Source organism: Nitrospira sp., from assembly GCA_015709715.1.
Lineage (GTDB): Bacteria > Nitrospirota > Nitrospiria > Nitrospirales > Nitrospiraceae > Nitrospira_A.
This window is the reverse complement of the sequence record CP054184.1, coordinates 2,335,028-2,359,985: the sequence shown is the minus strand read 5'-3', so window position 1 is coordinate 2,359,985 and position 24,958 is coordinate 2,335,028. Positions and strand designations below refer to the sequence as shown.

Annotated in this window: 32 protein-coding genes; 9 read left to right on the top strand and 23 right to left on the bottom strand. The window is 61.6% G+C overall.

Features of this window, described 5'->3' with window-relative positions; genetic code table 11:
• Nucleotides 1-38: 38 nt before the first annotated feature.
• From xth to HRU82_11300, 7 genes are all read right to left on the bottom strand, one after another.
• Nucleotides 39-812, bottom strand: a complete 774-nt coding sequence (gene xth, locus HRU82_11330) for an exodeoxyribonuclease III (GenBank protein QOJ35494.1) — start codon at nucleotides 810-812, stop codon at nucleotides 39-41.
• A gap of 147 nt (nucleotides 813-959) precedes the next feature.
• A complete protein-coding gene (locus tag HRU82_11325) occupies nucleotides 960-1,364 on the bottom strand; it encodes a hypothetical protein (protein QOJ35493.1) in 405 nt (134 codons plus the stop codon).
• Between the two features lie 167 nt (nucleotides 1,365-1,531).
• Nucleotides 1,532-2,356 carry a mechanosensitive ion channel family protein gene (locus HRU82_11320; GenBank protein ID QOJ35492.1) on the bottom strand — a complete coding sequence of 275 codons (825 nt, stop codon included), beginning with the start codon at nucleotides 2,354-2,356 and terminating at the stop codon, nucleotides 1,532-1,534.
• Nucleotides 2,357-2,370: 14 nt separating this feature from the next.
• Nucleotides 2,371-2,862 (bottom strand): hypothetical protein, encoded by a 492-nt coding sequence (locus HRU82_11315; protein ID QOJ35491.1) that lies wholly within the window; start codon nucleotides 2,860-2,862, stop codon nucleotides 2,371-2,373.
• Nucleotides 2,846-3,061, bottom strand: a complete 216-nt coding sequence (locus HRU82_11310) for a hypothetical protein (GenBank protein ID QOJ35490.1) — start codon at nucleotides 3,059-3,061, stop codon at nucleotides 2,846-2,848. Before HRU82_11310 ends, HRU82_11315 begins: the two co-directional genes overlap by 17 nt.
• 69 nt (nucleotides 3,062-3,130) lie before the next feature.
• Nucleotides 3,131-3,814 carry a tetratricopeptide repeat protein gene (locus HRU82_11305; protein ID QOJ35489.1) on the bottom strand — a complete coding sequence of 228 codons (684 nt, stop codon included), beginning with the start codon at nucleotides 3,812-3,814 and terminating at the stop codon, nucleotides 3,131-3,133.
• Entirely contained in the window at nucleotides 3,811-5,220 is a 1,410-nt protein-coding gene (locus tag HRU82_11300) for an FAD-dependent oxidoreductase (GenBank protein ID QOJ35488.1), read from the bottom strand. Before HRU82_11300 ends, HRU82_11305 begins: the two co-directional genes overlap by 4 nt.
• A gap of 47 nt (nucleotides 5,221-5,267) precedes the next feature.
• Here HRU82_11300 and HRU82_11295 point away from each other — a divergent pair, with 47 nt between their 5' ends.
• Entirely contained in the window at nucleotides 5,268-5,486 is a 219-nt protein-coding gene (locus HRU82_11295; protein ID QOJ35487.1) for a DUF1653 domain-containing protein, read from the top strand.
• Here HRU82_11295 and HRU82_11290 read toward each other — a convergent pair.
• The 3 genes from HRU82_11290 to HRU82_11280 form a co-directional block, all read right to left on the bottom strand.
• The gene (locus HRU82_11290) at nucleotides 5,424-5,939 is read right to left on the bottom strand and encodes an MEKHLA domain-containing protein (GenBank protein QOJ35486.1); all 516 of its coding nucleotides are present in this window, start codon (nucleotides 5,937-5,939) and stop codon (nucleotides 5,424-5,426) included. The two genes, HRU82_11295 and HRU82_11290, sit on opposite strands and share 63 nt — an antisense overlap.
• A gap of 79 nt (nucleotides 5,940-6,018) precedes the next feature.
• Nucleotides 6,019-6,558: a hypothetical protein gene (locus HRU82_11285; GenBank protein QOJ35485.1), complete on the bottom strand. Its 540-nt coding sequence runs from the start codon at nucleotides 6,556-6,558 to the stop codon at nucleotides 6,019-6,021.
• A gap of 109 nt (nucleotides 6,559-6,667) precedes the next feature.
• Nucleotides 6,668-6,898: a hypothetical protein gene (locus HRU82_11280; protein ID QOJ35484.1), complete on the bottom strand. Its 231-nt coding sequence runs from the start codon at nucleotides 6,896-6,898 to the stop codon at nucleotides 6,668-6,670.
• 159 nt (nucleotides 6,899-7,057) lie between these two features.
• On the opposite strand from HRU82_11280, the gene leuC reads away from it, so the two are divergent.
• Genes leuC through HRU82_11265 form a run of 3 tightly spaced genes read left to right on the top strand, consistent with a single transcriptional unit; the run spans nucleotide 7,058 to nucleotide 9,484 of the window.
• Complete coding sequence (leuC, locus tag HRU82_11275) at nucleotides 7,058-8,461, top strand: 3-isopropylmalate dehydratase large subunit (protein ID QOJ35483.1); 1,404 nt, start codon at nucleotides 7,058-7,060, stop codon at nucleotides 8,459-8,461.
• 47 nt (nucleotides 8,462-8,508) lie between these two features.
• Nucleotides 8,509-9,135, top strand: coding sequence for a 3-isopropylmalate dehydratase small subunit (gene leuD / locus HRU82_11270; GenBank protein ID QOJ37187.1), 627 nt, complete (start codon nucleotides 8,509-8,511; stop codon nucleotides 9,133-9,135).
• A 7-nt stretch (nucleotides 9,136-9,142) separates the two neighbouring features.
• Nucleotides 9,143-9,484 (top strand): hypothetical protein, encoded by a 342-nt coding sequence (locus HRU82_11265; protein ID QOJ35482.1) that lies wholly within the window; start codon nucleotides 9,143-9,145, stop codon nucleotides 9,482-9,484.
• Nucleotides 9,485-9,502: 18 nt separating this feature from the next.
• Here the strand turns inward: HRU82_11265 and corA are convergent, their stop codons facing one another.
• Nucleotides 9,503-10,561 carry a magnesium/cobalt transporter CorA gene (corA, locus tag HRU82_11260; GenBank protein ID QOJ35481.1) on the bottom strand — a complete coding sequence of 353 codons (1,059 nt, stop codon included), beginning with the start codon at nucleotides 10,559-10,561 and terminating at the stop codon, nucleotides 9,503-9,505.
• A gap of 68 nt (nucleotides 10,562-10,629) precedes the next feature.
• Between corA and HRU82_11255 the strand changes: the two genes are divergently transcribed.
• Nucleotides 10,630-11,442 (top strand): 3'(2'),5'-bisphosphate nucleotidase CysQ, encoded by an 813-nt coding sequence (locus HRU82_11255; protein QOJ35480.1) that lies wholly within the window; start codon nucleotides 10,630-10,632, stop codon nucleotides 11,440-11,442.
• Between the two features lie 65 nt (nucleotides 11,443-11,507).
• Entirely contained in the window at nucleotides 11,508-12,377 is an 870-nt protein-coding gene (locus HRU82_11250; protein ID QOJ35479.1) for an NAD(P)-dependent oxidoreductase, read from the top strand.
• A 5-nt stretch (nucleotides 12,378-12,382) separates the two neighbouring features.
• Here HRU82_11250 and HRU82_11245 read toward each other — a convergent pair whose 3' ends face one another.
• From HRU82_11245 to HRU82_11195, 11 genes are all read right to left on the bottom strand, one after another.
• Nucleotides 12,383-12,874 (bottom strand): hypothetical protein, encoded by a 492-nt coding sequence (locus HRU82_11245; protein QOJ35478.1) that lies wholly within the window; start codon nucleotides 12,872-12,874, stop codon nucleotides 12,383-12,385.
• Between the two features lie 182 nt (nucleotides 12,875-13,056).
• Nucleotides 13,057-14,214 (bottom strand): pyridoxal phosphate-dependent aminotransferase, encoded by a 1,158-nt coding sequence (locus HRU82_11240; GenBank protein ID QOJ35477.1) that lies wholly within the window; start codon nucleotides 14,212-14,214, stop codon nucleotides 13,057-13,059.
• Between the two features lie 97 nt (nucleotides 14,215-14,311).
• Entirely contained in the window at nucleotides 14,312-14,857 is a 546-nt protein-coding gene (locus HRU82_11235) for a lytic transglycosylase domain-containing protein (GenBank protein ID QOJ35476.1), read from the bottom strand.
• A gap of 31 nt (nucleotides 14,858-14,888) precedes the next feature.
• Nucleotides 14,889-15,278: a hypothetical protein gene (locus tag HRU82_11230; protein QOJ35475.1), complete on the bottom strand. Its 390-nt coding sequence runs from the start codon at nucleotides 15,276-15,278 to the stop codon at nucleotides 14,889-14,891.
• 167 nt (nucleotides 15,279-15,445) lie between these two features.
• Nucleotides 15,446-16,069, bottom strand: a complete 624-nt coding sequence (gene msrA, locus HRU82_11225) for a peptide-methionine (S)-S-oxide reductase MsrA (protein QOJ35474.1) — start codon at nucleotides 16,067-16,069, stop codon at nucleotides 15,446-15,448.
• A gap of 48 nt (nucleotides 16,070-16,117) precedes the next feature.
• On the bottom strand, nucleotides 16,118-16,651 hold the full coding sequence (locus HRU82_11220; protein QOJ35473.1) for an LOG family protein: 534 nt from the start codon (nucleotides 16,649-16,651) through the stop codon (nucleotides 16,118-16,120).
• Between the two features lie 10 nt (nucleotides 16,652-16,661).
• Nucleotides 16,662-17,468 (bottom strand): methyltransferase domain-containing protein, encoded by an 807-nt coding sequence (locus tag HRU82_11215; GenBank protein QOJ35472.1) that lies wholly within the window; start codon nucleotides 17,466-17,468, stop codon nucleotides 16,662-16,664.
• Nucleotides 17,469-17,517: 49 nt separating this feature from the next.
• Nucleotides 17,518-19,137 carry a hypothetical protein gene (locus HRU82_11210; protein ID QOJ35471.1) on the bottom strand — a complete coding sequence of 540 codons (1,620 nt, stop codon included), beginning with the start codon at nucleotides 19,135-19,137 and terminating at the stop codon, nucleotides 17,518-17,520.
• A 246-nt stretch (nucleotides 19,138-19,383) separates the two neighbouring features.
• Nucleotides 19,384-20,085, bottom strand: coding sequence for a hypothetical protein (locus HRU82_11205; GenBank protein QOJ35470.1), 702 nt, complete (start codon nucleotides 20,083-20,085; stop codon nucleotides 19,384-19,386).
• An 89-nt stretch (nucleotides 20,086-20,174) separates the two neighbouring features.
• On the bottom strand, nucleotides 20,175-21,446 hold the full coding sequence (locus tag HRU82_11200) for a TldD/PmbA family protein (GenBank protein QOJ35469.1): 1,272 nt from the start codon (nucleotides 21,444-21,446) through the stop codon (nucleotides 20,175-20,177).
• 71 nt (nucleotides 21,447-21,517) lie between these two features.
• On the bottom strand, nucleotides 21,518-22,975 hold the full coding sequence (locus HRU82_11195) for a TldD/PmbA family protein (protein ID QOJ35468.1): 1,458 nt from the start codon (nucleotides 22,973-22,975) through the stop codon (nucleotides 21,518-21,520).
• Nucleotides 22,976-23,089: 114 nt separating this feature from the next.
• Here HRU82_11195 and HRU82_11190 point away from each other — a divergent pair, with 114 nt between their 5' ends.
• Together HRU82_11190 and HRU82_11185 are read left to right on the top strand one after the other, a co-directional pair.
• Complete coding sequence (locus tag HRU82_11190; protein QOJ35467.1) at nucleotides 23,090-23,413, top strand: transcriptional regulator; 324 nt, start codon at nucleotides 23,090-23,092, stop codon at nucleotides 23,411-23,413.
• A 2-nt stretch (nucleotides 23,414-23,415) separates the two neighbouring features.
• Entirely contained in the window at nucleotides 23,416-23,640 is a 225-nt protein-coding gene (locus HRU82_11185; GenBank protein QOJ37186.1) for a hypothetical protein, read from the top strand.
• A 7-nt stretch (nucleotides 23,641-23,647) separates the two neighbouring features.
• Here HRU82_11185 and HRU82_11180 read toward each other — a convergent pair whose 3' ends face one another.
• Nucleotides 23,648-24,442, bottom strand: a complete 795-nt coding sequence (locus tag HRU82_11180) for a DUF1295 domain-containing protein (GenBank protein ID QOJ35466.1) — start codon at nucleotides 24,440-24,442, stop codon at nucleotides 23,648-23,650.
• A 138-nt stretch (nucleotides 24,443-24,580) separates the two neighbouring features.
• Here HRU82_11180 and HRU82_11175 point away from each other — a divergent pair, with 138 nt between their 5' ends.
• On the top strand, nucleotides 24,581-24,940 hold the full coding sequence (locus HRU82_11175; GenBank protein QOJ35465.1) for a c-type cytochrome: 360 nt from the start codon (nucleotides 24,581-24,583) through the stop codon (nucleotides 24,938-24,940).
• The last annotated feature ends 18 nt before the right edge of the window (nucleotides 24,941-24,958 follow it).

Sequence of the window (24,958 nt, the reverse complement as noted above, 5' to 3'; positions counted from 1 at the left end):
CCGGACGGGACACAGCCCCGTTTCGACTCGATGGAAGGTCAGATGTTGAATTCTGCCCAGAGCACCGTATGATCGGACGGATCGCTGGCGCGCCGTGGATTAATGTCCACGTCAGCCCGCAGACACTGTTCGGCCAGCGGGGGGGTTGCCAAGATATGATCGATTCGCCATCCCTTATTGGAAGCGAATGAACTCGGAGCTCGGTAATCCCAAAATGTGAATTGCTGGCGATCTGGATACAGTTTGCAGAACACATCTTCGAAGCCCCACGCAATTGTCTTCCCATAGGCGTTGCGCGCGTCTTCGTGATAACAGACGTGTTTGAGATGCTTCTCCGGACTGTGGACATCAATGGGTCTTGGGGCCACATTCATGTCCCCACACCAGATCGCCGGCTCCTTCGGGGAGAAGTGAGAGTCGAAATAGTTCCGCAGCCGGTCGAACCAGGATAACTTGTACTGGTATTTGGGTGAATCGATTTCAAAGCCCTGCGGAACGTAGGTATTGACGATCGGAATCCCTCGAATGACCACCCGCAACAGGCGCGCATCTTCGACATCCCCACCATCATCAAATCCATAGGCGATCGCCTCGGGCTTCGTGCGGCTGAGGATCGCGACCCCGTTGTACGATTTCATGCCGCGAAAGGTAATTTCGTAACCGGAGGTCGCCAGCGCAGCCAAGGGAAATTCGCTGTCCTGAACTTTGGTCTCCTGAAGACACAATACGTCGGGCTGATGCTGCTCGAGCCACCCCAGGACGATGGACAGGCGCTTCCGAAGTGAATTGACGTTGAAGGTCGCAATTTTCATGGCGAGACGCGGATTCTACCAGAGCACCGGCAACGCCAACAACTCGGACGGGAAAAAACACGGCGGCCTGCGAGTCGAGAGATCGACTGCAGGCCGTCATCGCTCACCGGCGGTGAAGAGAGCCTTCCCGCCACCTCGTCTGGTGCGTCAGTTCCGAACCGCGTCAATGAAGTCTTGTTTTGTATCCTCGACCCCTTGAGCCATATCAGCAGCCGCACTCTTTGCTTCCTTCGCCTTGGCATGCGCCGCGTCCTTCTTCGCCTTGGCTTTGGCCTTGAGCTGCTCCTTCTTGGCCTTCGCTGCAGCTTGGGCCTGCTTTCGCTTGGCCTTCGCCTCTTCACGTTTCGCCTTCATCTGACTCTTCGTGGACTCCTTCTGGCTCTTGAGGTCCTCAACCATCACATCCTTGTGCGCCTTCATCTCATCCGAAATCCCACCCATTTCCTGGCGCATGTCCTCCGACATTCTTCCCATCCCCAGCTCGTCGGCGAAGGCAAACGAACTGACGCCCATGACGGCGGCGGCAACCACCCACCCGATCGACCTTCTCATCGACAGACCTCCCTCAAGGTTGAACTCCGACGCCCGATTCCCTGAAGGGATCGATCGAGCGCGGTACCTATGAATACCTGCAAGCCGATCAGTTGCCAATTAATTTGCCGGTTTTTGCGGGGAGACCGGCTCCTGCGCCGTGATCAGAGCGGCAGACCCCGCCGCCGTCAGGGACGCATGGCCGCGAGGTACCGCCGGAGGATGGCCTGTTCCACTCGGGAGCGGCCTCGGTCCGGAGCAGGGAACCGTAGCACGAGGTGGATTCGGCCTGGCTCAGGGAGTTGGATGGTCACACGCGGATCGGGCGACGGCGCTTCCAGCAGGTTGCGCTGTTCCAACAGCTTCATCTGCCGACCCATTTCGTCCATGAAGGGAGCACATTCCGCTCTGGCAGCTTCGAGGAGCGCATGTTCCGCCGCGCGCCAATTCTCGTGGCTCTGCAGCGGTACACACAAGACATACAAACCGTACTCCTGCGATGGGTTTTCTTTGACCAGCGGACTGCTTAACAGCAAACTGTTGGGAAACATGACGATGCGGCCTGTGTATAGATGCGACGTCTGACCCGGCCCGATTTCCAGCAACTTGGTCGCAAATGCCCCATGGTCCAGTACCACGCCGCGATAATTTCCTAGCTGGATCCGATCACCCACGGCATAGACACCGCCGCCCACTCGTAAGGCAGCTCCACTCCAGCAGAGGATCAACTCTTTGGTCGCAAGGACTACCGCGGCCGCCAGGGCCACCAAGGACACGGCGAAGGCTTCCAACTCATGCGCCCAAATTACCACCAACCCGACACTCAAACTGAGCACGGTACTGTTGCGGACCGTGACGATCCAACGGCGCTTCGCCTCAATCGACAAGGTCGCATTGCGCGCGATCGAGCGAACCAGGAGGGTGCGGGTAATGAGGAGCAGCAACAGCAGCAGAAGGGATTTCAGGAGATCGAAAAAGACGCTGGACCCGATAACCGGCAGGTAGTCTTGCATCGTGTGGCTCGGCCTTACTGAGACGCCCCCTCGTCCTCTGTTTGGCGGGGAACACATTCCTCCCGTTTCCACTCCTTGAGGATCTTCTGTTCGTCGAAGGCCAGGGTGTAACGATAACAGTAGAGCGGCTCCCGATAGGGCTCTTCACTGCCCGCCAAACTCTTGCCGAAGGGCGAAGGGGAGGGAGGCGCCTTGGTCTTACGCCCGGCGGTCAAGGTGCTGGGATCCCAGGGATGAACTTCCCGATCCCCCATCGGTACACGGTACGTCCAGACGGTGTCCCCACCCAAGACAGGGGTTTTCGCCGTATGGGGAGGACCGAACTTCTCGACTACGTCGTCCTGAGTCAGCTTCCGGACGCCGCCTTTCAAGTATTGGTCGCGCCAGGGCCCGCCGCACCCGCCCAGGAATAGGGCGCAGAGCACAAAAAGCAGGCCGCACTGCCAGCCGCGCAGGTGCCTCCGGCCCGAGGTGCCGTCCTTCATGCTGTTACCACTTTGAATCACGCTGGCGTCTCACCCATTGAATCGAACAATACATCGCATACCCCTGAGCCAGCATCCCGGTCACCAACAGGCCCAGTGCCGTCCGCAACCACAGCGTCTCAGGATGCTCCAGCCCATAGATACCAAGCATGAACCCTGCGGAGATACAGGCGACGCCGACTCCGCGCGCAATCATCGCATTGGTCCGCAAGTCCGACATGGTCTCTTCCTAGGAACCCGTACGCTACACTGACCCTGACTACCTGTTCAACTCACACATGGAGACGCCTCACGGCATCGTCTTGCTCCGGATTGCCGCAACCCTCGCTTCCAACGGCTCAGCCTCTACTTGGCGCCCGAGCTTCCGGAGTGCGCCCGCATACTCTTCCAGGGTCTTGGCCACCTCCAGATGATCAGGCCCCAATTGCTTTTCTCGTATGCTCAAGGCGCGCGCAAGGAATCCCGCAGCCTGACCGGCATCACCCTGAGCTACATGCATCGCCGCGAGATTGCTCAGCGCCAAGGCCACGTCCAAATGGTCCACACCCAGCAACCGCTCTTTGATGGAGAGTGCCCGCGTCAAGAGTCGTTGCGCATCGGCAAACTGCCCATGCTTGCGATGCAACACACCGAGATTGTTTAACATGGCGGCGACGTCGAGATGATTCTCCCCATGCACGTCCTGATAGATCTTGAGCGCCTGGAGGTAGACCGGCTCTGCCTCCACAAATTTTCCCTGCGCGCTATAGACCTGGCCCAGATGGCTCAAGGCCACGGCCAGCCGTCGGTCCTGTGGACCGAATTCCTCCGCCTTGCGGACCGCGAGCGAAAAAATACGTTCCGCTTCCTGGTATTGTCCCCGCTGCAGCGCCGCATCACCGGCTTGCATGGCACTGTCCCACGTCTGTTGACCGCAAGCCACGGCTCCCAGCCCAAGCAGCACGGCAACGCAGGCGCCCAAGATCGGTCTCATGGTCGGCTCATTTGCTCAAGGATGGATTCCGCCGGATACGTGACAATCTCCGCCAGCGTAGGATGGTAGTGAGGAATGCGGAGGAGATCCTGTGCGGTCCCGTGAAAATACATGACGGCGATCAATTCATGGATCAGTTCCGCCGCCTCTGGTCCGACGATCTGCGCCCCGAGCACTTCGCCGCGCGTCGGGTCACACAGGAGTTTGACGAACCCATGGGCAGCGCCCAAACACATCGCCTTGCCGTGATCGGCAAATGGGTAGGAAGCCACCAGGTACGGGATCCGCCGTTGCCGACATTGCCGCTCGCTGAGGCCCACCACCGCGACTTGCGGATCGGTGAACACCGCTTCCACGTCGAGCCGGTGGTCGATCGTCCGCGGAGGCTCCTGCGGGTGCGTCGCATTGAAGCCGGCCACCTCTCCTTGCTGGATGGCCAGATGGACGATCGGCGTCAGGTCGTTCACATCGCCGACGGCGAAAATGTGCGGTTGGGAGGTCCGCATATCAGGCCCGACGGCGACATGACCGTCCTCCACCAGCACCTCAGCCGCCTCCAGGTGCAGCCCTCCAAGACGAGGCCGGCGCCCTAGCGCCTGGAAGAGGGCGTCGGCCGAACGGCTCTGCACAACGCCTTCGCGCACGAATTGCAGGCTTTTGGTCCCGGGCGTCGCCGTGATGCCCTGCAAGGTGCAATTCGTCAGGACTTCGATGCCTTCCTCGCGAAAGGCGCCTTCCAGCGCCGAGCCGATGTCGCTATCCAAGTCGGCCAACAGGGTGGGACCACGCTGCAGCATCGTGACTTTGGTCCCGATGCGGGCGAAGAATTGTCCGATTTCCACCGCCACCATTCCCCCGCCCAACACGAGCATGGAGTTCGGCAGCTGCCGAAGATCAAGGATCGTGTCACTGGTGAAATAGCCGGCCTCCTGCAAGCCGGGAATGGGCACGTCGTTGATTTCGGAACCGGTGGCAATGACGAAGACCTGGGCGCGAACACGCACATCGCCCGCAAGTATCTCCTGGGGCGACACAAACTCGGCGCGCGACTCGTACAGGGTGAACTTTGAATCGCACAGCGATGCGATACGGTCCTGCGCAAACTCCTGCACCAAGCGATTCTTTCGGTCGACGATGGCCGATAGGTCGGCGCGGACCTGGGTGGGTGCCAGCCCGAATTCGCGCGCGCGCCGCATGAGCGCGAGGATTTCTGCCGATCGCAAGATGGTTTTGGTCGGCATGCAGCCCCGCAGGATGCAGAGGCCGCCTAAGGGACCTTCATCGACGATGGCAACGTCGGCGCCGGCATCACGGGCGGTGCGTGCCGCCGCATAGCCGGCCGACCCACCGCCGATGACGACGACATCGTGTCGCCGCTCTGGAACGGAGTCGAGTTGTCGCGACATGCAGGGTTCGTTACACTATTGTGATCATTCGCCGAACAGGATACACCATGATCAAACCAGGTCGCTATCGGCACTACAAGGGCCAAGACTACGAGGTTGTCGGCGTGGCTCGCCACTCCGAGACCGAAGAAGAGTTTGTGGTCTATCGGCAGCTCTATGGGGAAGGGAGTCTGTGGATCAGACCGATGGAGATGTTTCTCGAATCAGTCCCGGTCGGCGGAACCCTGATCCCTCGGTTCCGCCGGCTGGAGGAAGGTCCAGCCTGAAAAGGTCGCGGCCTGCCCGATCTGAAGACCGGCCGAGTCGATCACGTTCCACACGGTTGCCTGATCGACCAGAAAACGTCGTCCCTGGCTCGACACCCTTACGCCCCGATAGCGCTCGACAAACCCCCGCGTACGGGCCTGCTCCAACAACCGTTCTCGTTCCGCCCGGTTCACCGGTTCCGCCGTCAAACGCGAGGGGGTGCGGCGGAATTCCTCCCAGCTGGTCTCCCACAGGCGCAACGCAAGGTCCGAGCCGTAGTTGAGAATCGGGTCGGCTTCTATCCCGTGCGACACCACGACGAAGGGAGCCAGAAAGAGCGCGCACGCCTGCTCAGCCGGTGATCCCGCCCGCGGCAACAATTCCCGACCGATCCAGTGGCGGTAGCTGTCCAGCAAGTGTTGACTCCATTCGATGACCGACGGCCGAGACCAGATCTCTTCCGTTTCGTGCATGGCTCCTCAGGGAACAACCGGCGAACAGATATCCGCACGGTCGTACCACGATGGAGGGCCCGATGCAATCGGTCGGCAACTAGACCCTGCGCAACTGGCGCACGAAGAGGGGTTGTCCCTGCGAGCCGTGCAACGTCATGACCAGGTCGCCCGGTTGCAGGGCCATCTCCTGAGTCTGATCGTAGCCACCACGACTTACGACCAGGCAGGACCAGGTCTCCACGGCAGTGCGTTGCCCGTCGACCGTGAGGACCACGCGGCCGGCGCCGTCGATGCGATAACTCAAGGCCGACGGCACGGAGGCGAACAGGCGATCCAACCGATCAGGAATCGGCTGCCGCGAATGCACAGACCGCATGCTGCCTTCGACGGAATACTGAAACGTCTGGTGAGGAAAAAGGTACGGAGCCTGCGAGTTCTTGAAGCGACGGGGCGCTCCGAATTGAACCAGTCGCCAATTGCCGGGCAGGTCGCTGCCCACGCAGAGACGTAGGGACTGCTGTTCAATGGCAGACTTGGCCGCGCCGGCCGATGAGGCCGATAGGCGATCCCGCGCTTCGGTGAGATCTACCGTCAGAAGGAGGCTCAGCAATACCAATAATTCCACGGCTCGCTTCATCGAATCCTCCTTCTGTGTCGCGATCAGAAGGTGATCGCACCAAGTGGGCAGTCACGATTCATCAGAAAGGCGGGCGATGGTCCGTGCAGTCGCACAACCAGACGGGCGATCAGGGGTCGTTCCGTAGGTCGGCGGCCGGAGGAGCCGGCAAGGCCTTGGGGGCGCGCGGCAACACGCGGTATTCGATCAAGCGGCAGGTGCAGAAGGACACCTGCCTCCACTCTGCCGTGATCTTCACGATGGCCGAGCCACACACCGAACAGCCCAAGGCCCGCGGGTCGCGCTTGATCGTCCAACGCGGGATCGTGATGCGTTCGCTCTCGGGAGGTTCCTGTGCCATGGCCCCTCTATCGGATGCCGGTCGAAAAATCTAAAGAGAGTTTACGCGCCGGCCCCTTTGCCCTTGATGCGACGGGCCTGCTCGCATGTATAATGATGCCGCTGTATTTCCGCGCCGTTCCGGCGTCTCGGTCGCACGGCGCTATGAAGGAGTAGAACCATGGCCGCGCACACATTATTCGAAAAAATCTGGGACGAGCACGTGGTGCGGGCTGAAGCCGACGGCACCACCCTGCTCTATATCGATCGGCACCTGGTGCACGAAGTGACCTCACCGCAAGCGTTCGAAGGATTGAGGGTCGCGGGGCGGACGCCGCGCCGGGCCGCCGCCGCGCTGGCAGTGCCCGACCACAACGTTCCGACCACGGATCGTCGTCTCGCCATTGCCGACCCAATCAGTGCCAAGCAGATTCAAACCTTGGAAGACAATTGTGCCGCTTTCGGCATTACCCTATTCGGGATGAACGACATCCGGCAGGGGGTAGTCCATGTCATCGGGCCGGAACAGGGGTTCACGTTGCCGGGCATGACAATCGTCTGTGGCGATTCGCACACCTCCACCCATGGCGCCTTCGGTGCGCTGGCCTTCGGAATCGGGACGAGCGAGGTCGAGCATGTGCTGGCCACACAATGCCTGGTGCAGAAGCGCCCGAAAACGATGGAAGTCAGGGTGGAGGGCCGACTCTCCCCGCGCTGCTCCGCCAAAGATGTGATCCTCGCCATCATCGGCAAAATCGGCACGGCCGGCGGTACCGGCTACGTCATCGAGTACACGGGCTCGACCATTCGCAGCCTGAGCATGGAGGGTCGGATGACCCTCTGCAACATGTCCATCGAAGGCGGAGCCCGCGCCGGGATGGTGGCCCCGGATGAGACCACGTTTGCTTACATCAAGGGCCGGCCGATGGCACCCAAGGGCGCCCTCTGGGATCAGGCGGTCGCGGCATGGCGTCGACTCACGACCGACCCCGGCGCCCGTTACGACGCGATCGTGGAGCTGAAGGCCGAGTCTATTGCCCCGCAGGTCACATGGGGGACCAGCCCAGGCATGGTGACGGGTGTGGACGGAACGGTACCTGATCCCCGGACCATGGACGATGCCAAGCTCCGGCAGGCCACCGAACGGGCCCTTGAGTATATGGCGCTGACGCCCGGCATGCCGATTCGCGACATCAAGATCGACCGAGTCTTCATCGGCTCCTGCACCAACTCACGCATCGAAGACCTACGCCTCGCCGCCTCCTTCGCGAAGGGGAAAAAGGTGGCAGGCACGGTCCACGCCATGGTCGTCCCCGGGTCCGGGCTGGTCAAACAACAGGCGGAGCAGGAAGGGCTGGATCGCATTTTCAAGGAATCGGGCTTCGAGTGGCGGGAAGCGGGGTGCAGCATGTGCCTTGCGATGAACGCCGACGTGCTGCAACCGGGCGAACGCTGCGCCTCCACCAGCAACCGCAATTTCGAAGGCCGGCAGGGAGCGGGCGGGCGGACCCATTTGGTCTCCCCTGCCATGGCCGTGGCCGCCGCCATCGAAGGGCACTTCGTAGACATTCGCCATTGGTCCTGACAGCACAGCCTGCTCGGCTGACTGCATGAGATAACAAAGGATAGATGATGCAAGCCTTCACCACACTCACAGGCCTCGTGGCCCCCCTCGATCGGCTCAATGTCGACACCGATCAAATCATTCCCAAACAGTTCTTGAAGACCATCCAGCGGACCGGGTTACGCGAAGGATTGTTCTACGACTGGCGCCGCCTGAAGGATGGATCACCGGATCCGAGTTTCTTTCTCAACCAGCCCCGCTACCAACACGCTACCATCCTGTTGACAAGGGATAACTTCGGATGCGGCTCGTCGCGTGAACATGCGCCCTGGGCCCTGTTGGACCAAGGATTCCGTTGCGTGCTCGCGCCCAGCTTTGCCGACATTTTCTACAACAATTGTTTTCAGAACGGCATTCTGCCGGTGGTGTTGGCGGGGGTCGAAATTCAAGCCCTGTTCGAGGGAGTCGCCGCCCAGGAAGGGTATCGCCTCACGGTGGACCTCGCCGCCCAACGGGTCACCACCCCGGACGGCACGTCCTATCCCTTCGCCATCGATCCCTTCCGAAAAGATTGTCTCTATCGCGGCCTGGACGCCATTGGCCTGACGCTCCAACATGCCGATGCCATCGCCGCCTATGAGCGGCGCCGCCGTGCCGACGCCCCCTGGCTGTTTCCAGACGCCACCCAAGAATAGGAGGTCTATGCTACGGTTTCTTGCGGTGCTCTTGTTCGGCGCAGCGGCCTATCTCTTGATCGTCTTCAACTGGAGTTATTCGGATGGCGATCGCGTCGGCTACCTTCAGAAATTTTCCCGCAAAGGGTGGGTCTGCAAGACGCAGGAAGGCGAACTGGCGATGACCACGGTTCCCGGTGTGGCGCCGGTGTTATGGAATTTCAGCGTCTGGGACGAGGCGGTCGCCAAGAAGTTGGACGGCCAGATGGGAAAACGCGTAGTGCTGCACTACAAGGAGTATCGCTATATCCCCACGACCTGCTTCGGCGAAACGACCTACTTCGTCGATCGCGTCGAGCTCATGGATTGAGCCCCTTTCGGTTCTCCGCTACAACCAATCCTTCTGTTTGAAAAAATACAGCATGGCCGTTCCAGTCACGGCCATGACACCCAGCACCGCCGGGTACCCCCAGGGCGATTTCAGTTCCGGCATGTGCTCAAAATTCATCCCGTAAATGCTGGCGATGAAACTCAACGGCATGAAGATCGTGGTAATGATCGTCAGGACCTTCATGACCGTATTCAAGCGATAACTCACGCTCGACAGGTAGACCTCCATCATCGAGGACACCATTTCGCGCAGGGTTTCGATGGTGTCTCCGATCTGGATGATGTGGTCGTACACATCGCGAAAGAATACCTTCGTCGATCCCTGGAGAAATTGGCCATCCGACCGCGAGAGGTTGTTCATCACCTCGCGGAGGGGCCAGACGGAGCGGCGCAGGAACAGCAGCTGTCGCTTGAGCGTGTGGATATCCCGCAATGTCTCCGGGCCTGGATTGGTGACACAGCGATCCTGCAACGCTTCGATTTTCTCCCCCAAGTGTTCCAGCACCACGAAGTATCGATCGACGATCGAGTCCATCAAGGCATAGAGCAGATAGTCGGCGCCGGCATGCCGCAGGCGTCCCTTGCCATTCCGCAGACGCTCCTTGACTCCTTGAAACACATCGCCGCCGTTCTCTTGAAATGACAGAAGGAAATTCTCCCCGAACACCAGGCTGACCTGCTCGACGTTGATATCGCCCTCGCGCCGCCCTTCGTAGAGCATCTTCAGCACGACATAGCCATAGGTGCCGTAATCGTCGAGTTTGGGCCGCTGATCCGTATTCGCGATGTCTTCCAGTAAGAGTGGATGGAGCCCGAACAGTTTTCCAAAGGCCTCCAGGACCTCCATCTTGTGGATGCCGCCGATGTCCACCCACCGGACGGTCGGTTCCCCCACCAGGATCACCTCTTCCGGTTTCGCGACGGACCGTTCGTGGAACTGGCCTTCCCCATACTCATACACGGTAATCTTGACCGTCTCGGATTTCTTTTCTCCGATATGGACCAGCGTACCGGGGGGCAGTCCCGCCTTGCGGGAATGTTTATGGACGAGCTTCATACCTTTCTCAGCTTGTACGCGGAACCTCGACAGTGGTCAAGGGGGCTCAAGACCTGGTAGCGTGTACCATGGAACGAGAACTGGCCACTCTAGCCGATATCATGATTCGAGCCGGGCAGGAAGCGCTTCGGCTGGCAGTGGAAGGATTTGACACCTACACGAAGGCGGACCGCTCACCGGTCACCTCGGCCGATCTGGCCGTGAACCAGATGTTGCGCGACCACCTGTCGGCCGCCTTTCCGGATGATGGTTGGTTGTCGGAGGAAACGGCGGATAGTCCAGACCGCCTCTCTCGACCCCGCGTGTGGATCGTGGATCCGATCGACGGTACCAGGGCGTTCGTGCGAGGGGTCCCGGAGTTCTGTCTATCGGCCGCCCTCGTGGAGAAAGGACGGCCGATCGTCGCCGCCATCTTCAACCCCTCCACCGGCGAGTTGTTTTCGGCCATCCGCAATCAAGGCCTCCGCATGGAACGCAAGGCCCCGCCCACTCAACCGCCATTTTCAGTGGCCGAACGCCCGGTGGCGCTGGTCAATCCCTGGGAACATCGAGCCGGACACCTTCGCTCCCTGGAACCACACATGCGTTGTCGTCCGATCGGTTCGATCGCCTACGCCCTCGCATTGGTCGCGTCGGAACAGGCCGACGCAGCGGTGATGCTTCAAGGGGGTAACGAATGGGATATCGCCGCCGGCATCCTGCTCGTTGAAGAAGGCGGCGGCAGTGCAACGACCCCGGCAGGTGAGCCGTTTGCCTTCAATCGGACCGACCCACGCCTGCAGGGGACCGTGGCGATCGGCGCAAAGACACCGGAGGCCGCTCGCACCCAGCTGCTCCGCCTCGGGCGCAGAGCCTCCGCCGGACCTGCCTCCTCCCGCTGAACCTTTTCAGCCGGACCACATCCCTGTACGATACGGACCTTGACCGTACCGTGAGGAGGAGATCCATGCACATCGCTCTGTTGGGGACAGGATTGTTGGGGCACGCTGTGGCGAAACGATTACACGTCGTCGGCCACAAGGTAAGCGCCTATAACCGTTCTCCTGAAAAGATGGGGGCGCTTGCGCAGGCCGGAATCCGCATCACCTCCCAGGCCGCCGAAGCCATGGCCACCGCAGAGGCGGTCCTGCTCCTGCTTTCGGATACATCGGCCATTCAGGCGGTCATCTTCGGTCCCGAAGAGAGCCGAGCCATCCGAGGGCGCACCATCATCCAGATGGGCACGATTGGGCCGCAGGAGAGCCAGGCTCTCCAGCAGGCCGTCGAACGTTTGGGAGGTCGCTACATGGAGGCGCCTGTCCTTGGGAGTATTGCGGAGGCGCTGGCCGGTCATCTGCTCATCATGGTCGGATCGACGACGGAGTTATTTATCGAACAGGAAGCGCTCTTGCGCAGCTTGGGGTCCGACGTGCGCTTAATCGGCCCGGTCGGAACCGCGGCCCAGCTGAAGCTTGCGCTGAATCAGCTCATTGCCGCAGAGATCACCGCCTTTGCCCTCAGTCTGGGCCTGGTGCGGCAAGCGGGCATCACGGTGGAGGATTTTATGGCACTGCTCCGCAAGAGCGCCCTCTATGCTCCGATGTTCGACAAGAAGCTCCCGCGGCTGACGGACCGAAACTATGACCGGCCGAACTTCTCGACACGCCACCTGCTCAAAGACGTGAACTTGGTCCTCGATGCCGCAACACAGGCCGGCCTGGCAGCGGGGGGGCTCGAGGAGATCCGCAGCCTGCTCCAGGACACGATCGATCTGGGGTTGGGGGAAATGGACTACTCGGCGGTCTATGAGAGGATCGATCCCGCCGGGCAGGCGTAACGCGCCTATTGCGACGAACGCTCCGCCGGCAGGGCCTGATTCTGCACCGTCGACTGGACTTTCATCACATGGAAACGGCCGCCTGGTTTGGTCGGAGCCGTATCACCTTCAATGCGGGTATACCACCAACGTCCGTCGCCTTCGGAATAGTCAGGCGACAGAGCGATCTCGAACCCGCCTTCCCGGTCATTCTCCTGCTGTGCCCACTTGCCGCTCCAGCGATGGTCGGCCAAGAGATCGGTTCGGAAGCGGCCGTCCTTGAACTCATAGGTGCCATTGCCGAACCGGTCCAACCGCAGCGTCACGACCATTCCACCCTCTTCATACTCCCACTCACCGGCCAAGACAGCGTTCTCCTGCGCGGCTGAACTCTTCTCCGCAACAACCGGAGACACGGACGACTCCTGCAAGGTCAGAGGAGCATGGCTGCAGGCCTGTACCAACAGCCCCATGACACCGACCACCATCAACGATCCAGGCGAATGTTTCACGCTCATTGTGTATCTACCTCACCTGTTCCTTTGTTTCGAGCGACCTCAGACATAAACTCATAACACCACCAGGAGCCCATCACAAGCAGGGCGCCTGCTTTCACATGGGACTGACCGGACCTGACACGGGCTGAGTCAGTCGGCCGTCTCAGCCTGATACGACCCACGGTATTGGTTATGAAAGGCTGTCACAAGGCAAGACGAGTGAGCCGCTCACAGGCCTCGGCAAGATCGCCGTCGGTCTTGGCGAAACAGAATCGCATGAAGCGGTGCCCGTCCGAGCTGCTGAAGAAGGCTTCTCCAGGCACGCCTGCTACCCCCGTCTGCTCCAACAGGTACATTGCCCGTTCCTTGCCGGTCGAGCCAGGCAGACGGGAAATATCCGCCAGTACATAATAGGCCCCCTCCGGCACCGACGGCGTGAGGCCCGCCTTTGCCAAAGCCCCGCAGAAACGATCCCGCTTCTGCTGATACTCACGCGCAAGCTCGAGGTAAAAGGAGGTCGGCAACTCTTCGATCCCTCGCGCCACCCCATACTGCAACGGCGCCGGCGCGCAGACATACAACAGGTCGTTCATGGCCCCGATAAGCTGCGCCCATTTGGCATGGGCGGCGCTGTAGCCGATTCGCCAGCCTGTGATGCTGAAGGTCTTCGAATAGCCGCCGATGGTGATGGTCCGCTCCGCCATATCCGGCAACGTGGCGATGCTGATGTGCCGTCGTGCATCGAACAAGAAGTACTCGTAGATCTCGTCGGTGAAGACGAAGAGATCGTGCCGGCGGGCGAGGGCGGCCACCCATTCGAGTTCCTCGCGCGTGAAGACCTTACCGGACGGATTGCCGGGCGAATTGAGGATGATCGCCTTGGTGCGCCCCGTGATCGCCTGCTGCAGCTCGTCACGCGACACGCTCCAGTCCGGAGGATGCATCCGGACGACTCGCGGCACAGCCTCCACCGCTACGAGCGCGCTGATGTGGTAGGCGTAGTACGGTTCAAACACGATGACTTCATCGCCGGGGCTCAGCAAGGCCAGGCAGGCACAGTGAAAGGACCCCGTGGCGCCGGCGCTGACGGTCACCTCCTGCTCGGGGTCGACCGTGAGTTGATTGTAAGAAGCCAGCTTCTTCGCGATGGCCTGCCGCAACTCCGGCAACCCGTCGTATCGAGTATAAATATTGACCCCCAGGTCGATGGCTCGTTGCGCGGCTTGGGCCACCGGCGACGGCACCCCCGTATCACAGACCCCCTGCGCCATGTTAATGCCGTTGACCCGTGCGCAAGCCTGCGTCATCGCACGAATCTCGGATTGGGCCATCTGCTCCATGCGCTGGTTACCGGTCCGCATAGGGTCCTCGTTGTCGATGGATTCTGGTCGGCGTCACTGTGAGCCTGTATACCGGAACTTCCGACCGGGACACAACCCGAAACTCCACCCGGATCCGTCACCGAGCATCGGCGACGAATCGATGGTAATGGGTGAGCACCCGCTCGACGTACAGCCTGGTACTGGACAGGGAAGAGAGACCGACGGCCCGGCTGACCCGCGCTTCTCCGACATGGTAGGCCGCCAATGCCAGCGAAAGATCCCCGCCGAATCGATCGAGCAACCGTCGCAACAGCGCGGCACCGGCGCGAATGTTGTCGTTGGGATCGAACGGGTCCAACACGTCCAGCGCCGAGGCCGTCAGCGGCATGAGTTGCATCAAGCCGATCGCGCCTTTCGGGGACACGGCCTGCGGATTGAAATTCGATTCGACCTGGATGATTGCCTTCAAAAGGGCCGGATCCAACGCATAGTGCGTCGCATGGAGTGCAATGAGCGCGGCGATGGAGGGCTGCCTATCGGGCGCTTCGTCTTCATCATGGCTGAGGCCCGGCGTCCAGCCCTGCTCAGGCGACATGACGAGGAGCAGGCTCCCCACCACCAGGATCGGACAGAGTGCACGGGCCAGCGGAGTCCAGCGGACGTTCCAGTCGGGGTGTGCCATGAGGGGTGGAGACAGCGAGCTGCGGTTTGAGTTACCGTTCCGGCTCGTTGACCGTTTTGATGAGGATGGCTCGGCCCTGCCGGTCGAGCCAGCCCTGGATACGGTCGCCCACATGGGCCGGACGATCAATCCGGGTGTTTTCGTCGTGAGGAATGCGATGTTCGTATCCTCGTTGATCGCGCACCAGGTACGCGCCTCCTTCGAGGACCTGGACCTGCCCCACTAACACTCTGGACACCTGCGGAGCGGGGGCAGGCTCGACCGAATGGCGATATATCCCCAACGTTCCGGACAAGATGCCTCGTCCGAGATCCTCCTGGGAACGCCCCTGCATCGATGGAGCCTGCGAACAACCGGCAGTGAAAGAGAGGGCGGAGAGGGCGAGGAGCCAGTGAGCACGAAGGGCGCAGAAACGCCTCATGGTCTGAACCTCCGGTTGGGCCGATGAGAACAGCGGCGCACGACAGGGAAGACGACACCAAGCCACTATTTCACGGCAGGGAGGATTCGACAAGAAAATGGGGGAAACGAACGGGCGGACGAGCCTGACTGGAAGCGCTCACCATTCAGCCGGAGGATTCTCTCATTCTATGGTGCACCCCACAGCTCCTCCAACCGATCGGCTCGTCCGCAGTTGTATTTGTAGAATTTGTATCGGATCGGGTTCTTTTTATAAAAATCCTGATGATGCTCTTCAGCCGGATAAAACTGGGTCGCTTTCACGATCTCCGTCACGATCGGTTTCGTGAAACGGTGCGAGTCCTCCAACACACGCTTGGAATCCTCCGCCAACCGTTGCTGCTCATCGGTGAGGTAAAAAATGGCCGCGCGATACTGGTTGCCCCGGTCGCAGAACTGGGCATTCGGGGTCACGGGGTCCACGTTGCGCCAGAAGGCGCCCAGGAGCGTGGCGTAGCTGACTTTGGCCGGATCGTAGAGCACCTCGACCGATTCGGCATGGCCGGTGCCGCCTGTCGACACCTCCTCGTAGGTGGGGCGTTCGACCTTCCCTCCCATGAACCCACTGGTCACAGCTGTGACGCCGGCCACATTTTCAAACACTTCCTCCATGCACCAGAAGCAGCCCCCGGCGAAATAGGCCTTGGCAAGGCCGGACGGCTCGGCTGCCTGTCCCTGGACGAGCAATCCTCCGGTCACTAAGAGCGCCAGGACCAGCAGTAGATTCCTGACGGTTCGTTGTAGGTTGTCCATCACGCCATCCTCCACGCGTAGAATCATCCTACCGCGAAATCGCCGGATCTACACGCCGCCCCAAGCCCGCGCCCCCTGCACGAGATCGGGCTGCTGTTGCTCGAACTGTCTCATCATGAGGGTGATCGCCTCTTCCGGAGTCTCCACGGCGGCAATCAACCGCCGTCCCAACTTCTTGAAGAACTTCTCTTCCACCGGCGTGGCGCCGACCACAATCACCGGTTTGCCCGCCTTGAGGGCCAGCGCCACTTCCGACACGGTGCCGGCGCCCATCAGTCCGCAGGCCACCACCACGTGGCTCGACATGACGTTCACATTATTCCGCGCGTTGCCCATGTCCGTAATGATGGCTAAATCGACGTACTTGGAGACGCGCTCCCGCGCCGACGGCAACACGCCGATCGTCAGGCTGCCTGGCACTCGCTTGGCCCCCTGGCAAGCTGCATCCATGACCCCCACGTCGCGGCCGCCAGTGAGCACCACCCACTCCCGCCGCGCAATCAATTCACCGAGAACGCGGGCGTTCTCGATATCCTTTTTCCTGGCCTTGGCCGGCCCCATCACCCCTACCACATAGCGCATGGCCGCTTCCTCACGACATTCCGCCGCATTGCGGCTGCCACCACCCGGTAACCGCCACGGTCGCGTAATAGATGGACCAGACCTCCGGATCGTCCGCACAGCGGCAATACCGGTCGATGTCCTCTCCCGTGACCCGTCCCGTCGCCAGGTACTTGTCCCGCAATTGTTCGGCCGACAACTTCATGACCTGGGCGACCGGTTGGCCGCCTGACGACAGGTGCCCCTCATGCTCCACCGTCAGCTGGCTCAGATCATGCCGCTGAAATAGGACCGGCAGCTTGGCTCCCAGCGCATGGTCCATACCGAGCGTGAGAAACATCTGTTCGATGGCGGCGCTCACCCGCGCGAAGCTGCCCCGAGCCTCGTCGGACCCCGTCACCGCCCGGGCGGCCTGAAAATCCGGCTCCTCGACCATGACCCACCCTCCGGGCTTGACGCAGCGCAACATCCGTTCGAAGGCCTTTTGGTAGTCCGCGACGTGGATCAGCACATAACGGGCATGCACGAGGTCGAACGCGGCCGGTTGGAGATCGACCTCACAGATGTCCCCCGATACAATCTCCACGGCCGAATCGACGCCGCCCCGCAAAAACCGCGGGTTCGTGTCCACCGCCACCACTCGCCCCGAAGGCCCTACCCGCTGCTGCAACCACCGGACGATGGACCCGGCGCCTGCCCCGACCTCCAGGCAATGCCATCCCGTCGTGAGACCGGTCGCCAGCATCCGGCGCTGGGTGCCGGGATCGAACATCCGTTCGATCAGGTGCAACCGTTCCAACTCACGCCGTTCCTCAACCGTCTGAAACACATATTCCATCCCGACGTTCTCCCGTTTCTTGTTCGATCCGCTCCTCCGCGCCGCATGGCTAGAATCGGGAGCTCAGCAAGGTCACATCCGCCTTGGCCCACGCGGCTTGAAAGCGGCGCTCTTCCTCTTCCGCTTCACCAGCCTTGTTCTGGGCCCGCAAACTTTGGACGAGTCCCTGGAGGGCCCAGCCGTTGTTGGGATTGAGCCGCAGGTCTTCCCGATAGACCGCTTCCGCGTCGGCCGGACGCCCCGCCAGGAGCAGGACCGCCCCCAGGTTGTGTCGAACCGGTTGCAGCCAAAACGGCGGCTCGCTGTAGGGCAAGGCGGCTTCCAGTCGCAAGGCCTCCTGCAAGGCGCGAATGCCATCATCGTAGTCACCGCGCCGCGCGGCCAGCTCACCGGCCAAGACCCGTTCCGCCACCTGAAGGATCGCGTGGCTCGTTTTTGCTTCACTCGTCTTCGCCCGCGCGAATTGCTTGAGGGCCTTGCGGAGATTCGCCAACTCCCCCTCCACGCTGCCCCACCGGGTCGTGGCGGCAAACGCGAGGCCACGTACATAGTGCCAGAGCCCCGTGGTGAGCCGCAGCGTCTTGGGAGGCGGCGGCTGGCGAATCAAGTCGGGCCACTGACCGAACCGCGCCATGGTCAACAGCAGGGTCGGGGCAAAGAGATCCTGCATCGGCTCCTTGGCCAGCAGTTCACGAGCGGCTTGCAGCGCCTCGGCGCTCCGCCCCTCCATCATCAGAGACGCATTCAGAAAATGCAGGTTGTGTGCATAGTATCCCGACGCATAGAAACCCTCAGAATGGTGCTGCCCGGCCAGGTAATCCTGATCGACCTTCGCAGCGACCGCATTCTGCTCCGACGCCTGTTCATACCGTCCGAGCCGCATATAGATGTGCGCCGGCATATGCACCAGGTGGCCGGCACCGGGCATGAGCGCGGGCAATCGCGCGGCGCACTCAAGCGCCCGTTGGGGTTCAAGGGAGGCTTCGACCGCATGGATGTAGTGATGGCAGGCGCCGGGATGGTCAGGCGTTCGCCGGAGCACCGCCTCCAAGGTGGCGACGATTTCCTCCGTCCCCGGCTGCGGCTTGCCATCGGCTCGCCAATAGTCCCACGGCCTCAGCACCATCAAGGCTTCCGCCGCCAAGGTCGCCGCATCGACGTCGTCCGGATACTGCTGCGCGAGCCGGCGTATGGCCTTCGCATAGGCTTCATCCTTCGCTCGCCTGCTCCCCGTTTTCTTGAGCGAGTACCGAGTCGCCAGTGTTTCGACGTAGGCGCGCTCACGGGGCGACGCCTGGGCAGCCTGCTGGCTCGCCTGTTTCAGCGCCTCCACCGCCCGGGCTTCCGCCTTGGCATCCATGGCCGAATTGATGTTCGGCCCCAGCGCCAACGCCACACCCCAGTAAGGCATGGCCGCTTCAGGATCCAGCCGCGACGCTTCGCTGAAGGCCGCGATGGCCTCGTCATGGTTGAAGGCATAGATCAGGCGAAGCCCCTGATCGAAAAACTCCTGCGCCCGTGCCGAAGTCGTGGTGATCTCGAAGTGCCAGGTGCCGAGGTTGTCGTACAAGGTGACCTCAGCCTGAGCCGTTCCCTGAGGCACCCCCCATGAGAGGCCGGCAGCCATCACCCCGCACACAACCCTCCACGCCCAACGAGCTGGTCCCATCGGTTCCACCCTTGGTCGCCCCTTCACGGCCCTTACCATTCTTGCAGGCAAACAACGTAAAAGCACGGAGGCCTCCCGGACAGCTTGCCGAGCACAAATTAGCAGCCCCGTCAGCAAGATGCTAGTCACGCACCGCGTGAGGGCAGACCCGTTCACTCTGCGTGGAGCCACGTAAGCGGTGTATGGATGGAGCCCACAGGCGAAGGTTGCGTCGTCGACGGGTTCCGGGCGGCGGACCGGACGCGCTCAGGCGTTGAGGTACGGAGTCTCGGCGGGTTCGGGCGAGTTGTCGCGCCGGTCTCTCGAAACGGGCTTTTCGCGGTAGGGCAAGGAGCGTGAGGGCCCGAGCGTCAGGCCCAGCACAGGCGGCTGGGCCATGTCCATATCTTTCCCCATGTACATCAGGACCTGCTGCTGGGAGGTGACCAGCGCGCGGAGATCCTGGATCTGGCTGGTCAGGTCCTCCATCTGCGCCTGTTGGGTCGCGACCTGCTCGCGCAGATCCTTCAGCTCCGCCTGGGTATTCTGGGTCTGCTGAATGACCCATTCCTTGATTTCGCGCGCCTGGGCCGTGAGCGCCCGCTGCACGTACCCTGCGCGGTCGCGAATGCGGAAGATCAAATCTCCGACCGCACCATCCCACCGCCGAGAGGGAACCAGCCCATGCTCCGCTTGAACCTGGTGCTCGATGTGTCGGGCCACAGGGGCTCCCAACCATTTGGACACCCGTTGTCCCAGGGGTTGCACCCCGCGCCCCTCGGAACTGCCGTATTCGCACCAGTCTTCAAACCGCTCGGTGAGGTCTTCCAGCTTCACGAAAACCTTGCCGATCGCAGCGCGCAACGGTGAGGGGGCGAAGGGATGGACCGCTGCTTTCTGATCCTTGTCGGGGACAAAGGTCAGCAGGTTGATCGGCTTTTCCGCCAAGCGTTGCTGCTTCCGGTTCATGGACAAATACCCATCTTATCGGCTGAACCAACTTCTTTCATTACTCTTTCCCATAGTCTGAGTCAATGGCTGCAGGAGGGTTTTTTCACTCAGAAGCGGGTCACGCTGGAGAAGTTGAAGTCGTCGATGCGCATGGCGGGCACCAACGCCTTGCCGGTTTCCGAGGTCACGGCCTCCGCAGGGGCCGTATAGGCATCGAGGTGGTTGAACACACGTAACGGACTGTCGTGAAAGCGAAAATTCCTCACGGCCGACACGATCTCGCCGTTTTCGACCAAGAACGTGCCGTCCCTCGTCATGCCGGTCAAGGTCAGGTCCGACGGATTGACGAGACGGATATACCAGAAGTTTGTGACGAGAATGCCGCGCTGCGTCGTCCGAATCAGGTCCTCCACCCGCGTGCCGATCGGGCGTTCCCCCGAAAACACGGGTGACTCCAGGGTGGCGATCCGGTCGACCTGGTGTTGCTGCGCCGTATACCGATCATGGAGGAGCTGCTTCAGGACGCCCGCCTCAATCCAGCATGACCCGAATACGGGTAGCCCCTCCGATGTAAAGCTATAGCCCAGCAGATCGACATGGTCCGGCTGATTGACCAGCGACAGTCGCCGATCGATGATCCGCGCGCCGAGTTTCCCGCTGAAGGGACTTGTCCCCTTGTCGAACGATTTGGCGTCCAGGGTCCAGAGCATCCCGCTCAGCAGGCCGGACACGGCGGCCGGCTCCAGGATGACCGTATAACGGCCGGGCGGCAATTCCTGCGGATCGTCGTCCCCGCGCTTCGCCTTGCTGATTGCCGTCAAGGTCCGCTCCTGTATGTGGAGCCGATCGAGTGAGCGGTGGGCAGCCGCGGCCCAACCGGTGGCGTCGCCGGCTTGCACCGTGAGGCTGAAGCGCGCCTCGGTCCGTTCTTCATACGCCGTCAGGCCGGTGTCGGCTGCCAGACCCACGACCGCCAGACTGGACGAGACCGTGCCGGCCGCATTCAGGTTCTCCATCTTGCATTGGCCGATCGCCTCCCGCGCATAGTCGAGCCGACGCGCGGGCCCGGCCGCAGCCGTTTCCGGCCGAGAGGTGGGGAGCCCCAGATAGGCCTGGGCCCCGACCGGCGGCAAATACTCCGGATCCTCGGGCGAGACCCGTGCGATCCGTTCCGCCTGTTTGAGGGTCTCTCGCACCGCGCCGGCCGTGAAGTCCGTCGTGGAGGCGCTGCCTTGTTGCCGACCGAACGCCACCGTAATGGAGAGGGTGCCGCGTCGCTGATGGACATTCTGGATGACCTGGTTGTTCGCAAAGCGGGTCGTGCCGCCGTGGACATCCCGGATCGAGAGGACGGTATGGTCGCCGGCCGAGTGCTTCATGACGAGTTCCGTAAGGAACTCGAACTCCTGCCGGCTCGTTAACTTGGGCCATGATGCAGTGATGGGCGACGTCATGCCTTGGCCTGTCCGGTCATTACATCGATACGTCGGAAGCGGGCGTGGGACGCGGCGTGAGTCATCCAGCCGGATTGTCCCGGCTGCCCCTTGCCGCAGGTGATGAAACCATAGCGGCGGCGGTGGCTCCGATCGGCCACGCCGTCGCACTTGCCCCAAAATTCCGGCGTCATGCCGTGGTACACGACGTCGCGCAGCATGTGGGTGCGGCGACCGTTCTCGATGAGCCAGAACGCATCGCCGCCGAACTGAAAATTGTACCGCCGCTGATCGATGCTATAGGACCCATGGCCTTCGATATAGATGCCGCACTTCACGTCGGCGATCAAATCGTCGAGCGTGGCCGTCCCCGGCTCAAGCCCGATGTTGGCGATCCGCACCATCGGGACGCTGCCCCAGCTATCGGCCCGGTTCGATCCACGTGACCGTTCCTCATGGATTTTCCCGGCCACCTCGCGATTCGTACAGTAGCCGACGAAAATCCCGTCCCGCACGATGTCCCACCGCTGACAGGTCACCCCGTCGTCGTCGTACCCCGTGGCGGCCAGGGTTTCCGCCTCCGTGTTATCAGCCACCAGGGTGACGACCGCCGATCCATATCGGTACGTGCCGCGCTTGTCCGGCGTCAGGAAACTGGTGCCGGCATAATTAGCCTCATAGCCCAGCGCCCGATCCAATTCGCTGGGATGGCCGCAGGATTCATGCATCGTCAGCGAGAGGTGCTCCGGGTCCAGCACAAGATCATAACGCCCGGCATGCACGGCCGGAGCCCGCACCTTCTCCACGGCCTGCTCTGCAATCCTCGCCCCTTCGCGCAGAAAATCTGCGTCTCGAATCAATTCATACCCGGTACGCAAATGGGGGGTGTTGAAGGAACGGCAGGCAAACCGGCCGTCATGAAGAGCGGTGGCGGTGCATTCTCCTTGCACTGCCAAGAGGGAGAACTCGAGATGCGTCCCTTCCGTAGACACTAAGAGCTTGCGGTCGCGTTGCGCCCAGAGACCGGCGGAACTGCGCACCACGCCGGGGTGCTGCTGAATCACCTCCATCGCATTCAGCAGGAGCGCGGTCTGTTCTTCCAAGGGCACGCTGAAGGGATCCAGGCGACAGGCTGTGGTGACGCGGTCGCGATGGACCGGTTCGGGAACCAGACGGACCTTTTCGATCGCCAGTGAGGCCGAACCCTTGGCGATCTCGACGGCGAGGTCCGCGATGCGCGGCACCTCTTCCAATGAGAGGATACAGCTGGCCGCGAAACCCCACGCCCCCCGATGCAACACCCGAATGCCGAAGCCGCGATCGGATGATTCTCGAATCTGGGCAATGCGGCGATCCGCGCCGCCGATCGTGCGGGTCGTGGTGTCGAGCAACCGGATATCGGCATACTCGACCCCGGCGGCGCGCACACGAGTCAATGCCAGTTCGGCCAACTCGTCCCACGATGATCCGCTCATTGCGCCTCTTTCGTCACAAGAAAAGTACCGGAAATCTCTGCGGTAGTATAACAAGATCCCGGCGGCCTGTTCTGCCTTTTCATCACGGCCTCGTTTGCTTATGATGGTGAGCGGATGTTACCGCCCGCGCAAACGCCACGCCGCCGCCTCATCGAGTTGCTCACCGGCACGCTGCTCTCGTCGCATCAACTGGCACAACTGCTGGGGATGCCGGAACGGCAGGTGGAAGACCACCTGTCGCATGTGGTCAAAACACTCGCCCGCGACCGCACGCGCACTTTCATTCTCGAACCTTCAACGTGCCAGGACTGCGGCTTTACCTTTCGTGATCGCACGAAACTGACCCGCCCCAGCCGCTGCCCACGTTGCCGCAGCGAATCCATTACCGCCCCGCGGTACGGCATCCGCGACGAATCGAACCAAGGAGCTGTCCTATGACCATGACTAGATCGGCCTTCGGCATCCTGTCCGTCTTCCTCCTCGCAGGAACAGCCTGCAGTTCCGACCAAGCAGCGGAACTCTTGGAGACCGCGCAATTCGAGGAACGGCAACATAACGAGGCCCACGCCGTCGAGATCTACAAAGAGATCCTGAGCCGATACCCCGCGAGCCCCGCCGCGCAGACCGCCAAGACGCGCCTCGCGCAACTGGCCGAGAAACCCTGACCCCCTGTCACCCGGGCCGGCGGGGGAACCAGGGAAAGAACGCATTCGTCGTACGGCGATACAGCGCATACTCCTCACCGCGTGTGGTCATGGCCTGCGTTTCCGTCCAGGGAATACCCGTGACCTTCCAGAGCGCCGCCCCCATCACGAGGGGACCGATCACGGTCAAGCCCCAGCCCCCCGTCGGAATGGCCCAGCCCATCACCACATAACTCCACCACTGCACCCACTCGAAGAAATAATTCGGGTGACGGGAATAGCGCCAGAGGCCGACACGGCACACCCGGCCCCTGTTCCACGGCTGGTTTCGAAAGGAGGCCAACTGCCAATCGGCCATCGTTTCTCCGACCAGCGCCACCGCCCACAGCAGCACACCCACCAAGTCCCACAGGTGGAACGGCGGATGCGGGTTCTGCATCACGATCAAGGGCGGCAGGGAGAGCAGCGCGAGGGCCGCCGCCTGTAATTGGAAGTACCAGAACAGCCGTACCGTGGCCTGGCCACCCCACTGTTCCCGCAACCGTCGATAACGACCGTCTTCCGATTTTCCCCAGACTCGGTCGAGCAGCACGTGTGTGCCCAAGCGCACCGCATAGAGACAGACCATCAGCGCCACCAAGAGCCGTCTGGCCGGTTCACCGGATACGTTGACCGCATACCACCAGACGGCCACGGCCAGTCCGTAACACCAGCCGACGTCGGCCACGGCTGCGTTGCGACGACGTCGCTCCACCAGCCACAGCAGAGCCATGAGCGCTGCTGAAGCCATCCAGGCCTGGAGGAGCAGGGTCAGCGGATCCATCGGGGTCCTCCGTGATCGGTCGTCGGATTCTACCGCAAGCAGATGGTCGAAACATTTCGTGGAACAGTGACCGGCGGGTGGTTAAGATGGGAGGTCGAAAGGAAGAGAGCACAACGGAAACCCGGGAGGTACGGTGAGATGATAAAAGGTGCGTTGAGCGGACTGGCGATCGTAGCGGTATTCACAGCGTGGGTGATGCCCTTCCCATCCCATGCCGAGGACAAGGCTCCGTCCGAAGCCCACAATGCCGCGAGGGGCAAACTCCTCTTCAGTCGGCATTGCGCCGGTTGCCATGGCCCGCAGGGGCAGGGTGACGGGTACAAGCTGCTGGGCGCTGATCCGGCCAACCTGACCGCTCCCTCGACCACCAAAAAACCCGACTCCGCCCTGCTGGCCACGATTCACGAGGGCAAACCGAACATGCCTTCGTGGAAAGGGATCCTCTCGGAGCAGGACATCCACAACGTCTTGGCGTATGTTCGCTCGCTCTCGAAGTGACGGAAGGCTATCTCAGGC